Source organism: Dechloromonas sp. HYN0024 (genome assembly GCF_003441615.1).
Taxonomy (GTDB): domain Bacteria; phylum Pseudomonadota; class Gammaproteobacteria; order Burkholderiales; family Rhodocyclaceae; genus Azonexus.
In genome coordinates, this window is the sequence record NZ_CP031842.1 from 712,127 (window position 1) to 726,997 (window position 14,871).

Genomic DNA, 14,871 nt, shown 5'->3' on the forward strand with positions numbered 1-14,871 from the left:
TGGCAGGTCAGGCCGAATCGATGATTCGACTGCCGGTGCTGGGTGCGGATTGACCGTCGCGGCTGTAGAGGGATTGCTCCGCCTCGCTGCGGGTAAGGATGGACAGCGCATCGCTGGCTTTCTGGTGCAATGCGTTGATCAGGTTGCCATTGACTTCGTTTATTTCACGCGCTTCGCGAGCCACTTTAAGAAGGCCGTCCCAGAGCTTTATCGACTCGGCTTCCCTTGGGTGTGCTGAAAACCAGACCTGCATGTCGATAACGTTGTCGTTGCCAGCAGAAAGGGCGCGGGCGCGTTCTGCGCCGGCACCATTGAGGCTTTCTGCCAAAGCAAGTTTTTCGGTGTTTATATCGGCCAGTTCTTCACTGGTGCCAGAGCGCAGAATCTCCTGTTCGCGCAGCAAGGTATCGCGGAAGCGGACAACCAGTGCTGCCTCGTTCTTCAGCAGTGCGGCCAGCGCGGTCATCAAGCCTTGCGCTGGGAGTCGAGCAGGTCACGGGCCGACTGGATCAGTCCGTCGGCAATCGCTTCAGGGTTGACCTTGAAACGACCTTGCGAGATGGCATCCTTGATTTCCTGAATGCGCGCGGCATTGACCGGCGGCTTGTCGGTGCTTTGCATGGCGCCGGCAAGTTGGCTCAGGCTGACCGATTCGCCAGCGGCGGCGGCTTCGTGTGCAGGACGCGCGGCAGGACGGGGTGCCGTCGGGGTCGGGCCTGGCTTGTAGGTGCTGTCGATTTTCATGATAGGGCTCGCAATACTTTTTTGGTCTCAGACGGTATAACGACCGTCCAGGCTGAAACTTTAGCTCAAAATTCGATTTCCACACTGCCGTCAGCACGCGCCGTGCCAGATATTGTCTGGCCGGAGTTCATCCGAATCTGGGTAGATTGACCGAGGGTTGCGTTGTTGATGGCTTTTCCCTCTGCGCTGACAGCAAATCCATTGCCTTTCGAGATCACCCGAACGGTCTGGCCGGCGCGGATGACAATCGGCGCAACGAGTTGATCCATGCGAATGGTCTGGCCGGCCCCCAGCGAGTTGCGCAGGGTTTTGCCAACGACACTGGCCGGGTCGCTGGCAACACCGGTCGCCAGGTGTGAGATATCGCCACTGAGGGTGACCAGATCGGCCTCGCCGATGACCTGACCGGCAATTAATGCTCGGCTGGTCGTGACATAGTTGCCGGCTACGGCAATTTGAGCCGGTACGAGAACGGTCCAGCTATTGGGTGACAGGCAGCGGACGCCAATGGTGGTGCGGCCAACGATCTTGCTGCCTGGCGGGGTGAATGCTTCAAGGACTGAGCAGGGGGCGAGCCGGCTGGCGTCGAACTGGCCCATGGTGATAGTTGCTTTGCCGGCAAGGTTTTTCATTTGCAGGCGGATGTGTTGCTCTGCCGTGTCGACAATCGTTGCCGAGTCAGCGGCAAGGGTAAGCCAGCTATGGGTTAGCAGAAAAAACAGGACAAGAAAGCGCAGGAGCATGGGCGTATTTTGCCCGATAGTGCCCTGATCTGCCTGCCAATTTTCGATGGCACGAAGCATGCTTTTAACGAACCAATACGCGCTGGAGAGAAGCATGGCAGACATTACTCAAAATTTTTCGGTACTCAGCAAGGCACTCGACCTGCGGTCGCAGCGCCATCAGGTGCTGGCGTCCAATATCGCCAATGCTGATACGCCAAACTACAAGTCGCGTGACATCGATTTCAAGTCGGCCATGCAAAGTGCACTGGCAGGTCGGTCCGACGCCGGCAGCCTGGCCATGATGGCCACTGCCGGGGGGCATCTGTCCGGAAATGGTACGAGCAGCCCGGGCTTCCTCCAATATCGCAGCGAGACCCAGTCGGCCGTTGATGGCAATACGGTCGATATGGATGTCGAGCGTGCCCAGATTACTGACAACGCACTGCAGTACCAGATTCTTACCCAGTTGATCAGCAACAAATTCCAGGGGCTACGCAGTGCGATGGCCTCGTCGCAAAGCTAAGGAGCGTTTGCATGAGCCTGTTTAACGTCTTTCAGGTGTCCTCGAGCGCAATGACGGCGCAGTCAATGCGCCTCAACGCTGTGGCTTCCAATCTGGCCAATGCCGACAGTATCGTCTCGTCGGACGGCAAGCCTTACCGGGCCAAGCAGGTGGTGTTCGAGGCAACGCCGATGGGTGGGGCGGGTGACATCGCCAAAGGCGTTCGCGTCCGTCAGGTCGTTGAAGACGCCTCGCCGCCCCGCATCGTGTACGACCCAAGGAATCCGGCAGCCGATGAAAAGGGCTACGTGTCCTTCCCCAACGTCAATGTGGTCGAGGAAATGACCAACATGATTTCCGCCTCGCGCTCGTACCAGACGAACGTCGAGGTCATGAACACCGCCAAGACCATGATGCTGCGCACCTTGCAGATCGGTCAATAAGGAGAAGCATCATGAGTAACACGATCAGTAATGCCACCGTCAATTCGGTCATGCAGCAGCTTTCCGAGAACAAGTCCTCGACGACCAGTGCGGCCGATCAGCTGGGTGATCGCTTCATGACCATGCTGGTGACGCAGATGCAGAACCAGGACCCGCTCAATCCCATGGATAACGCGGAAATCACCAGTCAACTGGCACAGATCAATACGGTCAAGGGCATCGACAGCCTCAATAGCACGCTGCAGAAGCTGCTGTCATCCTACAGCGATGCGCTGTCCATGCAGTCCTCGTCGCTAGTCGGCAAAAATGTCCTTGCCGCCGGCAATTCTCTCCCCCTGGTCGATCAGGGGGCCATTGGCGGCCTCAAGCTCGATGGTGACGCCGACAAGGTCAGCATCCTGATCAGCGATGCCAATGGCGTCAAGGTGGCGCAGCAGGAGCTCGGTGCGCAAAAGGCCGGGGTTATCGATTTCGCCTGGGATGGCAAGGATGCCAATGGAACGCGCGTGGCCAACGGCAATTACCAGTTCTCCGTGCAGGCGACCCAGGGAGGCAACAAGGTCGGGGCGACCGCCCTTGAGGTTGGCACGGTATCTGCTCTCGTTAGAGGACAGAACGGCTTCCAGCTTGAAATCCCCGGCACTGGCCTGGTTGATTTCAACGCGGTCCAGCAGATTTATTGAGATTGAGACAAGGAGTACATCATGGCATTCCAACAAGGTTTGAGCGGCCTGGCTTCTTCCTCCAAGGCACTTGACGTCGCCGGCAACAATATTGCCAACGCCTCGACGGTCGGTTTCAAGTCCTCGGCGACCCACTTCGCTGACGTTTATGGCGCTTCCCTGCAGGGCGGCGGCGGCTCGCAGATCGGTATCGGTAGTACGTTGAGTGGCGTGCTGCAGCAATACACGCAGGGCAATATCACGGCAACCAACAACCCGCTTGATATCGCCATCAACGGCACCGGGTTCTTCGGCATGTCCCAGAACGGTAGCACCAGCTACACCCGGAACGGCCAGTTCCACCTCGACAAAAACGGCCTCATCGTCAATGACCAGAACCGCAGCCTGCTCGGCGTTCTGGCCGATCCGACCGGCGCTATTCCGCAGCAGCCGCCAACCGATCAGCTGAAAGTTGATTTTGTCACCGGTACGCCGAACCCGACCTCGACCGCTTCGGTCACGGCTAATCTGGATTCACGGCAGACGCCGCCTGTCCTGACTACATTCGATCCGACCCAGCCGACCAGCTTTAATAGTTCGACGGCGATGACGGTGTACGACTCTCTGGGCAATCCGCATACGCTGTCCTACTATTTTGTAAAGACGTCGACGGCCAATGAATGGAGTCAATACACCCGTCTTGATGGCAATCTGCCCGTCGGTATGACCGCGGCGACGGAAGTCCCGGATCGACTGGTGTTCTCGCCGACTGGCGTGCTGACCGCCTCCTATTTTCAGGGGTCGGCGACGGCTACGACCATCCCGGGTGTTTTGCCCAACAAACAGTTTGCGGTGACGACAGGTGCTACGACGCCCCTGACATTCGCCATCAATATCCCGACCATGACGCAGTTCGGCAGTCCGTTCGCCGTTAATGACCTGACCCAGAACGGCTTCGCGCCGGGTAACCTGGCTGGTATCAGCGTCTCCAAGGACGGTATTGTCCAGGCCCGCTACGACAATGGTCAGGTGCGCAATATCGGCCAGGTGGCGCTGTTCAATTTCCGCAACCCGAACGGTCTGACCTCCATCGGCAACAATCAATGGACGGAAACCGGCGACTCGGGTCAGCCGACACCCGGCAACCCGAATACCGGTATTTTCGGCGTACTGCAGGCCTCCGCCGTCGAAGAGTCGAACGTCGATCTGACCGCTGAACTGGTCAATCTGATCGTCCAGCAGCGTAATTATCAGGCCAGTGCCCAGTCGATCAAGACGCAGGACCAGATTCTCCAGACCCTGGTCAACATCCGCTAATCGCCGCTGACCACCTGAGCACGACACCATGGATCGTCTGATCTACACCGCAATGACCGGCGCCAAGCATGTATTCATGCAGCAGGCTGGCACGGCCAATAATCTGGCCAATGCCAGTACTGTCGGTTTCAAGGCGCAGGAGCATCGCTTCCGTGCCGTGCCGGTCCTTGGTGAAGGGATGCCGACCCGGGCATTTGTCGTCGATGCATCGGTCAGCGATGTGTTCAGCGAAGGCCCCGTGATGTTTACCGGCCGCAACCTCGATGTGTCAGTTCAGGGGCGTGGCTGGCTGGCGGTACAGATGCCCGATGGCAGCGAGGCTTACACGCGGGCTGGCAGTCTGGACGTCGATGTGACCGGTGTGTTGCAGACCAAGAGCGGCTACCCGGTGGTTGGCGATGGTGGTCCGATCACCATCCCGCCCGACAACAACATTGAAATCGGCCCGGATGGCACGATTTCCGTGGTCCCCAGTTTTGGTACGCCGAACAATGCCAACGCGATTGGCCGCCTGAAACTGGTCAATCCGCCCGAAGCCGATCTGGTGCGCGGCACCGAAGGCCTGTTCCGGCTGCGCAGCGGCCAGCCGGCCGAGGTGGATGCGACGGTACGGGTTGCTTCCGGCACGCTGGAAGGCAGCAACGTCAATGTGACAGATGCAATGGTCAATCTGATCAGTCTTTCGCGCCAGTTCGAAATGCAGATCAAGATGCTGCAAACCGCTGATACCAACGCCCAGCGCGCTGATCAGTTGCTTTCACTGAATTCCTGACAGGACTAAATTATGATCCGTTCTCTGTGGATAGCACGCACCGGTCTCGATGCCCAGCAGACCCAGCTCGACGTCATCGCCAACAATCTGGCCAACGTCGGCACCAATGGTTACAAGCGTTCCCGGGCGGTTTTCGAGGATCTGCTGTATCAGAACCTGCGTCAGCCGGGTGCACAATCATCGCAGCAGTCGCAGATTCCGACCGGACTCCAACTCGGTGCCGGGGCGCGTCCGGTGGCAACGGCACGTTTGTATACTCAGGGCAATCTGCAGAAAACCGACAACACGCTGGATGTGGCGGTTCAGGGCGGTGGTTTCTTTCAGATATTGCTGCCGGATGGGACTACTGGCTACACGCGGGACGGCTCTTTCCAGAAAGACAATCAGGGGCAGATCGTGACGGCCGACGGTTATCCGTTGCAGCCGAACATCACCATTCCGGCCAACGCCACTTCCGTTTCCATCGGGACCGATGGCACCGTAACCATTACCCAGGCTGGATCAGCAGCGGCGACACAGATCGGCTCGATTCAGCTGGCGACCTTCATTAACAATGGCGGCTTGCAGGCAATTGGTCAGAACCTCTTCCTGGAAACCGCGGCGAGTGGCACGCCGACCCCCAATACGCCGGGAACCAACGGTGCTGGCGTGACCAACCAGGGCTATGTGGAAACCTCCAACGTCAATGTCGCCGAAGAACTGGTGACGATGATTCAGACCCAGCGGGCCTATGAGCTGAATTCCAAGGTGGTCTCGGTGTCCGACGCGATGCTCGGGCGTCTGACCCAGATTTGAGGTGAGATCATGAAACGTCTGGTTCTGCTGGCGGTTGTGCTGATCAGTGCTTGCTCGACGACGCCGCCGACCAACGTGCATCAGCCGATGACGGCGCGTCCGGTCATGCGTGGTGAGCCGCTTGGCGGCAATGGAGCGATCTATCAGGCCGGTTACAGTCGCCCGCTGTTTGAAGATCGCCGGGCGCGTTTTGTCGGCGATACGATCACCATCAAGATTACGGAAAGCACGACGGCCTCGGCGGCCAATGCCAACAAGCTCGATAAGTCGAATTCCCAGAAGGCTTCCGTCAGTGCGCTCGCCGGCTTGCCCGGCAAAGGCCTGTCGGGGGTGAATCTGGGTGCCACCAGTTCGACCGCCTTTAGCGGCAAGGGTGCGGCTGCCAATAACAATGTGTTTACCGGCAATATTACGGTCACTGTCATCGATGTCATGCCCAACGGCAATTTGCTGGTGTCGGGCGAAAAGCAACTGGCAATTGGCGAGGAACAGGAGTTCGTTCGCGTATCCGGGGTGGTCAATCCGAGCTTTGTGGACTTCTCGAATTCGATTGAATCTTCCAAAGTGGCCGATGCCCGCATCGAATACAAATCGGCCGGCCAGATCAGTGACGGCCAGATCATGGGCTGGATGGCACGATTCTTCCTTAATGTACTGCCATTCTAGGCAACATTCAGGCGGAGACCGATCATGAAGACATTTAGCGGCAAATGGTTCCGGCAGGCGGCAATTGTCACCGCTTGCCTGTTGCCGCTTTGCGGCCAGCCGGCTTTTGCCGAGCGCCTCAAGGATCTGGCGTCGTTGCAGGGTGTCCGCAATAACCAGTTGATCGGTTATGGCATCGTGGTTGGCCTCGACAGCACCGGCGACCAGACGACGCAAACACCGTTTACGACGCAGGCGATGGGCAACATGCTGTCGCAGCTGGGCGTCAATCTGACTGCCGAGCAGGCCACCAAGCTGCAACTGAAGAATGTCGCCGCAGTCATGATTACCGCCGTCATGCCGCCGTTTTCGAAGCCGGGACAGAACATCGACATTACCGTCTCGTCGATGGGCAATGCGAAAAGTCTGCGTGGCGGCACGCTGCTGATGACCCCGCTGAAGGGGGCGGACGGACAGATTTATGCCATTGCCCAGGGCAACGTCCTGGTCGGTGGTGTTGGTGCCTCCTCGGGCGGCTCGAAAATAGCGGTTAACCATCTTTCGGCGGGAAGAATCCCGGCCGGGGCGACCATCGAGCGTGATATCCAGACGGCGGTCGGGCAGGGTGGCTTCGTCCATTACGAACTGGCCAGCACCGATTTTGGAACCGTCCAGAACGTTGTCGAGGCGATCAACCGGGCGACTGCCCCGGGGACGGCGCGTGCCGTTGATGGCCGACGTATTGCCGTGCGTGCGCCGGACGATATCGATGAGCGCATTTCCTTCCTCGGGCGTCTTGAGAGTCTGGATGTCAAGCCGGCCATGGGCAGCGCCCTGGTGGTCATCAATCCGCGTACCGGTTCCGTGGTCATGAATCAGAAAGTGACGCTCGATCCCTGTGCTGTCGCCCATGGCAGCCTATCAGTGGTGGTCGATGGCGGTAATCCGGCAACCGGTCAGCCGGCCGATATTCAAGTCACGCAGGGCAACGGCAGCTTGATGAACATCAAGGCCGGGGCCAATCTGGCCGATGTCGTCAAGGCATTGAACGCCCTGGGTGCTAACCCGCTCGACCTGCTAGCCATCCTGCAGGCCATGAAGGCTGCAGGCGCCTTACGCGCCGAACTCGAAGTCATCTGAGCGGCGACCTGCGATGAAAATTCAGGATACGCCTAACCGCGCCGCCTTTGATGTGCAGGGCTCTCAGGATATCCGCGCCCAGTTTCAGAAGGATCCGAAGCAGGGCCTGAAGGCGGCGGCCCAGCAGTTCGAGGCGATGTTCCTGCAGATGGTAATGAAGAGCATGCGCGATGCGACGCCTCAGGATGGACTGCTCAATAGTGATTCGTCGCGCTTCTATACCGGCATGCTTGATCAGCAGATGGCACAGAACATGGCATCGAGTCGGGGTGGCATTGGCTTTGCCCGCTTGATCGAACAGCAACTCGGCCAGCATATGGGGACCCCCAAGGGGCTGACCGACCTGCAGGGGGCGGCAAATGCTGCCGCCAAGGATTTGCCACTTGCCGTTTCCGATGGCAGCCACCTGCAGCACCGTCCAGTGTTGAGCGGCTTGCCTAGCTCGGCATCCTACGGAGCCAATGCCTCGACGACCGCACCGGCTCCGGCGGCCACTCAGGAACCACCGGCTTCGTCACGTGAATTCGTCAATCGGGTCTGGCCGCATGCCGTCGAAGCTTCACGCTCAACCGGCATCCCGCCTGTCTTTCTGGTTGGGCATTCAGCCCTAGAGAGCGGCTGGGGGCGGGCCGAGATGCGCAAGGCGGATGGCTCCAACAGTTTCAACCTGTTCGGCATCAAGGCTGGCAAGGGCTGGACGGGCGATACCGTCGAGGCAGCGACGACCGAATATGTCGATGGCCAGCCGACCAAGGTGGTCGAGCGTTTTAGGGCCTATGCCTCGTATGAGGACTGCTTTCGCGACTACGCCAATTTGCTGCGCAATAGCCCACGCTACACCGGGGTCATCGGGTCACAGGATGGCACGGAGTTTGCACGTCGTATGCAACAGGCAGGGTATGCCACTGATCCGATGTACGCCGACAAACTCTCGCGCATCATCAATGGCCCGACCCTGCGCCAGGCCCTTGTTGGTTGATCCACCCTCAATATTCCGGGTTTCGGGCCGTTAATAAAGTAGTCGAGTAAAGGAATTGCCATGAGCACTGGAATGCTTTCTATCGGGATCACCGGGATCCATGCCGCGCAACTGGGGCTTGAGGCTACGCAGCACAACGTTGCCAATGCCAACACGCCTGGCTATAGCCGCCAGTACATTCAGCAGTCGGCGGGTATCCCGCGACTGAGTGGCTCCGGCTACTTTGGTAGCGGCACCAATGTCGATACGGTGCGCCGTGCTTACGATAAATATCTGACAGTTCAGACCTTTGCGGCCCAGACTGCCGCTTCCGAATCGGAAACGCAGCTCGCCAAGTTGAGCCAGATCGACAATATGCTGGGCGATCAGAGTTCCGGTCTGGCGCCGGCCATGCAGGATTTTTTTACCGGCATGCAGCAGGTGGCGGCCAATCCGTCACTCGTCTCGGCACGGCAGAGCATGCTTTCTTCAGCCCAGGCCCTGGCCGGGCGTTTCAGTGCGATGTCGACCCGTCTTGGTGATCTCTACGATAGTGTCAATGGTGAAATTTCGAGTGAAATCGGGCTGATCAATGGTTATGCCCAGCAGCTTGCCGACGTTAATGGACAGATTACGCGGGCCGAAGCATCGACCGACCAGACGCCTAACGATATGCTCGATATGCGTGATCAACTGGTAGCGGAACTGAATAAGCACGTGCGGGTGACCACCGTCGAGGACTCGATCGGGAATTTCAACGTATTTATCGGCAATGGTCAGCAACTGGTGGTTGGCTCGATTGTGAACAAGCTCGTTCCGATCAGTTCCAGCACCGACCCGGAACGGGTGGTGGTTGGCTTGCAGGGGCAGTCAGGTGTGGTTCAGGAGTTGTCGGAATCCCTGGTCGAAGGCGGGGCGCTGGGTGGCCTCATGAAGTTCCGGAGCAACTCGCTGGATGATGTGACCAACACCCTTGGGCAGATCGCTGCTTCGCTGGCTTTGACTTTCAATGCCCAGCACGCATTGGGGCAGGATCTTGAAGGACTCAACCAGACCTCGACCACGACAGGATTCCAGGCAAATTTCTTTCAATTCAATCAGCCCAAGGTGCTTGTCGGGGCGGTTGGCGCCAGTGTGGTGACGGCCAGTTTTCTGGCCCCGACCGGTGATCCGGCTACTGGTAATTTCAAAACCGGTCTGACCGGCAGCGACTATGTGTTGCGTGCGACCTCGGCCACCACCATGACGCTGACGCGTGTTTCCGATGGCAAGGTTTTCCCCGCCACCGGTTCGGCCGGCAGTGTCGCAGCACTGAATGCCCTGATCGTTGGCGAGGGGTTCAGTATCGGGGGAAGCGCCCCGACCGTCGGTGTCGATTACCGGATCGAACCAACCCGCGATGCGGCCCGCAACTTCCAGGTGAATTCGACCATCGCCGCCGACGTCAAGCGGATTGCTGTCGGTGCCCCGAGCATCACAACGCTGGGGACGAGCAATACCGGAACCCTCAAGCTTGGTCAGGGCATTGTCAGCCCCGGTTACTCATTGGCTAACGTCCCGAATACGTTTTCCTATAGCCAGGGCAGCGGCGCCTTTACCTTCACATTTCCTGCCTCCGGTACGGTGAGCGCAACCTATGCCGATGGAACCAGCCTGAACATCGCCGCCGGTTCGATCAATCGCTTGAACGGTGGGTCGGAACTGACGCGCATCACGTATAACGGCATTTCGATTGACGTTGCAGGCGTTCCGTCCAATGGCGATACCTTCACAATTGCCGCCAATACGAATGGGATATCGGATTCCCGCAATGCAGTCAAGCTGGCCGCCTTGCAGACCCAGAGCACGATGGAAGGTGGCAAAGCAACCTATCAGGGAAGTTATGCCAGTCTGGTCAGCGGTGTCGGTTCCGTAACCCGGCAGGTCAAGGTGAGCGGCGAATCCCAGAATGCCCTGCTCAAACAGAATCTACTGGCGCGTTCGGCGGTTTCCGGCGTCAATCTCGACGAAGAAGCGGCTAATCTTATCCGCTATCAGCAGGCCTATCAGGCCTCCGCTAAATCACTCGATATTGCTTCGAAGCTCTTTGACACGCTTCTCGGCATCACCAATTAAGGAGCAACATCATGCGGATAAGCACCTCGATGATGTTTGATACCAATACCCAGAACCTGCAGCAATTACAGACGGGGTTGTACCGGCTGCAAAACCAGATGTCCACCGGACGGCGGATTCTGACCCCGGCAGATGATCCGGTTTCTGCCGCCCAAGCGGTGGTGATTAGCCAGAAAAAGTCGGTCAATAGCCAGTTTGTCGATAATCAGGGCAATGCCGCCAGCCAGTTGGCCAGTCTGGAAAGCACGTTGCGCAGCACCAGTGATCTCATCTCCAATGTCATGGTCAGAGCCGCCGAGGCTGACAACGCGAATATCAGCGATACCGCGCGGGTGGCGCTGGCAGCGGAGATTGGTCAGGATTTCGAACAGTTGCTCGGCTTGGCCAACACTACTGATGCGATGGGCCAGCATGTCTTTGCGGGATTCCGGGCGGAAACGCAGCCGTTTGCCGTGTCGGGGACCCCAGGTAACCGAACCATCAACTACCATGGTGATGATGGCACGCGTCAGTTGCAGGTCGATACCGGCCGGGTGATGGATGTATCTGCGGCCGGCAGCGATGTTTTCATGCATGTTCGGCAGGGCAATGGACAGTTTTCATTTTCTGCCGGAGCGACCAATGCCGGGACCGGCATTCTCGGCTCATCGTCCATAATTTCCGGCTATAACGACAGTACCTATAAGCTCACTTTCACGGCCCCCGGCGTCTATACCCTTGATGTGACAACCAATGGCGTGCCTGCTGCACCAGTAACCGGCCAGGTCTATACGGCAGGTTCGGATATCGTGCTCGGACCGGTCGGCCAGCAGATCAAGATTAATATTTCCGGAACCCCGGCTGCCGGCGACACCTTTACTGTTCAACCGGCGAGCAACCAGGATATCTTCACTACCCTGGATAGCATGATCAAGGCGCTCAGTGCCAATGTGTCCACCTCGCCGACAACTCAGGCGGCCTTCAAGAACCAGATAACCCAGATTCGCCAGAGCCTTGACCAGGTTTACGATCACCTGATCACCGCGCAAACGTCGGTTGGTGCCCGTCGCCTGGAACTGGAGAATCTGACCACCGCCGGGGCGGACCGTGATCTGCAATATCAGACTGATCTGAGCAAACTTCAGGATCTCGATTACACCCAGGCGATCTCCGATATGGCCAACAACAAGATGGTCCTTGAGGCAGCCCAATTGTCGTTCAAGCAGGTCAGTCAGATGACCCTGTTCAATTACCTATGAAAAAAATTGCTGCGGTGCTGATTGCCTCGGCCTTGTTGGCTGGCTGCGGGAATTCGCCCCTGATTCCCAATCAGACCATCGCGCTGACGGCCAAAAAAAGCGTCAGCCTCGCTTCGCTGGCGACCGCAGGGGTGGTCGTAGGCGCGATTTACCTGATTTACGATCCGCTTGCCCCCAACTGGGAGATCGAGGAGTCCAAAGTGGCGCCGGATGTCTACCGTTTTTCGATGAAGATGAAGCGCTACCATACCGGCGGTGCTGGCGAGTCAGTGCAGATACTGAAGCGACGGGCCAGCCAGCTGCAATACGAAAATGGATTTGGCAGCTACCAGATTCTCGAATACACCGAAGGCATTGATTCGCAAACCATCGGCGCCAGACGCGTTGCCGAGGGAACCATCCGTCTGGTGCAGCGCCAGGATGCCGATTCGTTCAGGCTTAATGAAGGCTACTGAGCGGCCGGAACGGCAAATCCCAATATGGCACTGAGGGCATATTCGTAGAGCCCCTGCAGCGGCGTCGCTAGATAGTTCATGCTGACCGCCAGCGCGACAAAGCCACCAATCATCGTCAGCGGGAAACCCAGGGCAAAGATATTGAGCTGTGGAGCCGCCCGCGTCAGAACGGCCAATGCCAGATTGGTTATCATTAGCGCGACGACTACGGGGAGCGAGAGCAGGACACCGACCGAAAACATCTTGGTGCCGAGCTCGACCAGATTGAGCCAGCTGTCCGCCCCGAGCGGCGTGGCGCTGACTGGGATGGCATAAAAGCTCTGGGCCAGCGTGGCGACATACATGAGGTGGCCATTCAGCGATAGAAAGAGCAAAAAACTGATGAGGCCGATAAACTCGCCGATCACTGGCGTTTGCGAGGCACTCATCGGGTCATAGAAAGTGGCGAAACCGAGTCCCATCTGGGTGCCGATGAATTCGCCGGCCAGATCGATGGCGGCAAAAACGATGCGGGCGGCAAAGCCCATGCCGATGCCGATAAGCATTTGCTGACCCATGATCCACAGGCCCGCCAGCGAGCCCGGGGCGACGGCCGGCATGGGGGGCAGGGCAGGAGCAATCGCCATGGCGATACACAACCCAAGAATCAGGCGGGTCCGGCGGGGAATCCCGGCCGATCCCCAGAGCGGCGAGGTGGCGATGAAAGCCAGTATGCGAGTCAGCGGAAAGGTGAAGGCGACAATCCAGGCATCAAGTTGTGCCGTCGTTATGCTCAGCATGGTCAGCCGATCAGCTGCGGAATACTCTCGAACAGCCGCTGGATATAGTCCATCATGTATTGCAGCATCCAGGGGCCGACGAGGATCAGGACGAGAAACATGACGACCAGTTTCGGGACAAACTGCAAGGTCGCTTCGTTGAGCTGGGTGGCTGCCTGAAAGATGCTGATAATGAGGCCGACGACGAGGGCGGAAAGCAGGGCAGGGGCGGCCATCATTAGCGTGACCTCAAGGGCCTGCCGGCCGATTTCCATGACGATGCCGGGGGTCATGGGTTGAAGCTTTTGACCAGTGAGCCAATCACCAGATGCCAGCCATCGACCAGCACAAACAGCATTAGCTTGAACGGCATGGCGACCATGACCGGGGACATCATCATCATGCCCATCGACATCAGCAGGCTGGCGACCACCATGTCGATGATGAGGAAGGGAATGAATATGATGAAGCCGATCTGGAAGGCGGTTTTCAGTTCGCTGATGACGAACGCCGGGATCAGGACGCGCAGAGGCACGTCGTCCGGCTTTTCCATTTTGTCGATGCGGGCGACGCTGGCCAGCATGGCGATATCCGCTTCGCGGGTCTGTTTCAGCATGAAACTGCGCATCGGCACGGCAGCCCGTTCACCTGCCTGTGCGATGTTGATCTTGTTTTCCGAGAGCGGCAGATATGCTTCGGTATAGACCCTGTCGAGGGTTGGCGACATGATGAAAAACGACAGGAAAAGGGCTAGGCCAACCAGTATCTGGTTGGGGGGCGAGGTCTGGGTGCCGAGCGCGTGACGGAGCAGGGAAAGGACGATGATGATGCGGGTGAAGCTGGTCATCATCAGGACGGCGGCTGGCAGGAAGGTCAGCGCCGTGAGCAGGACGAGGGTCTGGATGGTCAGGCTGTAGGTGGTTCCGCCACTACCGCTCGGTGTGCTGATGACTGAAGGCAGGCCGCCAGTAGCCTGAGCCAGCGCCATGACCGGGGGAGGAGCAGGACAAGCCCGAGGGTGATGCGCCTAAGCATTGTTCTGCCGTTCCTTGATGTTCTTCAGCCATTGCGCAAAGGGCGCTTCAGTGTTGCCGACCACTGTGTTGGCATCGGCCATGGTGCCCTTGGGGAGTTGATGCAGCGTACGGATCTGGCCGGGAACAATGCCGATGACCAGCCAGCTGTCACCGACTTCGACGAGGACAATGCGTTCACGCGGGCCGAGGGCGACGCCGCCGACGATTTTCATGCCGCCCTGGCCGAAACCCTTGCCGCCCGACAGCTTGCGCGCCGCCCAGGCCGTACCGAAGAGCAGGCCGAGAATAAGGAGCAGGGCCAGCGTTGCCTGGACATAGGTGCTCGCTGGAATGCCCGGGTTGGCAGCGTCGCTGCCCCACGCGGAGAGCGGTAGTAGCAGGGGAAGGAAAAGGCGCAGCAAGTCGGGGTCGCGTTCTGAATGAGTCAGGTCGCTATCTTAAACCTTGAAACCTTAGTTGGACACAGCTGATGGTGCGTTTGGGCGGGATGGCCGGTGCGAAGCGATGATGCAGCAGGCTCATGCCTGCAAGGAGGAGCGAGAAAGGCGGTCGCTCGACCAGACGT

The 14,871-nt window shown here is 58.4% G+C and carries 19 protein-coding genes; 12 read left to right on the forward strand and 7 right to left on the reverse strand.

Going from position 1 to position 14,871, the window contains the following annotated elements; translation table 11 throughout:
- Window positions 1-7: 7 nt before the first annotated feature.
- The 3 genes from HYN24_RS03415 to flgA form a co-directional block, all read right to left on the reverse strand.
- Entirely contained in the window at window positions 8-466 is a 459-nt protein-coding gene (locus HYN24_RS03415) for a flagella synthesis protein FlgN (RefSeq protein WP_117607966.1), read from the reverse strand.
- Entirely contained in the window at window positions 466-744 is a 279-nt protein-coding gene (flgM, locus tag HYN24_RS03420; protein WP_117607967.1) for a flagellar biosynthesis anti-sigma factor FlgM, read from the reverse strand. Before flgM ends, HYN24_RS03415 begins: the two co-directional genes overlap by 1 nt.
- A 65-nt stretch (window positions 745-809) precedes the next feature.
- Complete coding sequence (flgA, locus tag HYN24_RS03425) at window positions 810-1,547, reverse strand: flagellar basal body P-ring formation chaperone FlgA (RefSeq protein WP_240327721.1); 738 nt, start codon at window positions 1,545-1,547, stop codon at window positions 810-812.
- A 34-nt stretch (window positions 1,548-1,581) separates the two neighbouring features.
- Between flgA and flgB the strand changes: the two genes are divergently transcribed.
- Genes flgB through HYN24_RS03485 form a run of 12 tightly spaced genes read left to right on the forward strand, consistent with a single transcriptional unit; the run spans window position 1,582 to window position 12,511 of the window.
- A complete protein-coding gene (gene flgB / locus HYN24_RS03430; RefSeq protein WP_117607968.1) occupies window positions 1,582-1,992 on the forward strand; it encodes a flagellar basal body rod protein FlgB in 411 nt (136 codons plus the stop codon).
- A gap of 11 nt (window positions 1,993-2,003) precedes the next feature.
- Window positions 2,004-2,414, forward strand: a complete 411-nt coding sequence (flgC, locus tag HYN24_RS03435) for a flagellar basal body rod protein FlgC (protein ID WP_117607969.1) — start codon at window positions 2,004-2,006, stop codon at window positions 2,412-2,414.
- Between the two features lie 11 nt (window positions 2,415-2,425).
- Window positions 2,426-3,097 carry a flagellar hook assembly protein FlgD gene (locus HYN24_RS03440; RefSeq protein ID WP_117607970.1) on the forward strand — a complete coding sequence of 224 codons (672 nt, stop codon included), beginning with the start codon at window positions 2,426-2,428 and terminating at the stop codon, window positions 3,095-3,097.
- Between the two features lie 21 nt (window positions 3,098-3,118).
- Window positions 3,119-4,393 (forward strand): flagellar hook protein FlgE, encoded by a 1,275-nt coding sequence (flgE, locus tag HYN24_RS03445; protein WP_117607971.1) that lies wholly within the window; start codon window positions 3,119-3,121, stop codon window positions 4,391-4,393.
- A 28-nt stretch (window positions 4,394-4,421) separates the two neighbouring features.
- On the forward strand, window positions 4,422-5,165 hold the full coding sequence (flgF, locus tag HYN24_RS03450) for a flagellar basal-body rod protein FlgF (RefSeq protein ID WP_117607972.1): 744 nt from the start codon (window positions 4,422-4,424) through the stop codon (window positions 5,163-5,165).
- A 12-nt stretch (window positions 5,166-5,177) separates the two neighbouring features.
- Entirely contained in the window at window positions 5,178-5,960 is a 783-nt protein-coding gene (gene flgG / locus HYN24_RS03455) for a flagellar basal-body rod protein FlgG (protein ID WP_117607973.1), read from the forward strand.
- Window positions 5,961-5,969: 9 nt separating this feature from the next.
- The gene (locus tag HYN24_RS03460; RefSeq protein ID WP_117607974.1) at window positions 5,970-6,626 is read left to right on the forward strand and encodes a flagellar basal body L-ring protein FlgH; all 657 of its coding nucleotides are present in this window, start codon (window positions 5,970-5,972) and stop codon (window positions 6,624-6,626) included.
- 24 nt (window positions 6,627-6,650) lie between these two features.
- The gene (locus HYN24_RS03465; RefSeq protein ID WP_117607975.1) at window positions 6,651-7,745 is read left to right on the forward strand and encodes a flagellar basal body P-ring protein FlgI; all 1,095 of its coding nucleotides are present in this window, start codon (window positions 6,651-6,653) and stop codon (window positions 7,743-7,745) included.
- Window positions 7,746-7,758: 13 nt separating this feature from the next.
- A complete protein-coding gene (gene flgJ / locus HYN24_RS03470) occupies window positions 7,759-8,724 on the forward strand; it encodes a flagellar assembly peptidoglycan hydrolase FlgJ (protein ID WP_117607976.1) in 966 nt (321 codons plus the stop codon).
- A 60-nt stretch (window positions 8,725-8,784) separates the two neighbouring features.
- Entirely contained in the window at window positions 8,785-10,818 is a 2,034-nt protein-coding gene (gene flgK, locus HYN24_RS03475) for a flagellar hook-associated protein FlgK (RefSeq protein ID WP_117607977.1), read from the forward strand.
- Window positions 10,819-10,829: 11 nt separating this feature from the next.
- Entirely contained in the window at window positions 10,830-12,056 is a 1,227-nt protein-coding gene (flgL, locus tag HYN24_RS03480) for a flagellar hook-associated protein FlgL (RefSeq protein WP_117607978.1), read from the forward strand.
- Window positions 12,053-12,511 carry a hypothetical protein gene (locus HYN24_RS03485; protein ID WP_117607979.1) on the forward strand — a complete coding sequence of 153 codons (459 nt, stop codon included), beginning with the start codon at window positions 12,053-12,055 and terminating at the stop codon, window positions 12,509-12,511. Before flgL ends, HYN24_RS03485 begins: the two co-directional genes overlap by 4 nt.
- On the opposite strand, the gene fliR is transcribed toward HYN24_RS03485, so the two are convergent.
- The 4 genes from fliR to fliO are packed head-to-tail and all read right to left on the reverse strand — an operon-like array spanning window position 12,505 to window position 14,707.
- The gene (gene fliR, locus HYN24_RS03490) at window positions 12,505-13,290 is read right to left on the reverse strand and encodes a flagellar biosynthetic protein FliR (RefSeq protein ID WP_117607980.1); all 786 of its coding nucleotides are present in this window, start codon (window positions 13,288-13,290) and stop codon (window positions 12,505-12,507) included. The genes HYN24_RS03485 and fliR overlap by 7 nt on opposite strands.
- A gap of 2 nt (window positions 13,291-13,292) precedes the next feature.
- Window positions 13,293-13,562 (reverse strand): flagellar biosynthesis protein FliQ, encoded by a 270-nt coding sequence (fliQ, locus tag HYN24_RS03495; RefSeq protein WP_117607981.1) that lies wholly within the window; start codon window positions 13,560-13,562, stop codon window positions 13,293-13,295.
- Entirely contained in the window at window positions 13,559-14,257 is a 699-nt protein-coding gene (gene fliP / locus HYN24_RS03500; protein ID WP_117607982.1) for a flagellar type III secretion system pore protein FliP, read from the reverse strand. Before fliP ends, fliQ begins: the two co-directional genes overlap by 4 nt.
- Before the next feature lie 39 nt (window positions 14,258-14,296).
- Window positions 14,297-14,707, reverse strand: a complete 411-nt coding sequence (gene fliO, locus HYN24_RS03505) for a flagellar biosynthetic protein FliO (protein WP_240327722.1) — start codon at window positions 14,705-14,707, stop codon at window positions 14,297-14,299.
- Window positions 14,708-14,871 lie beyond the last annotated feature (164 nt).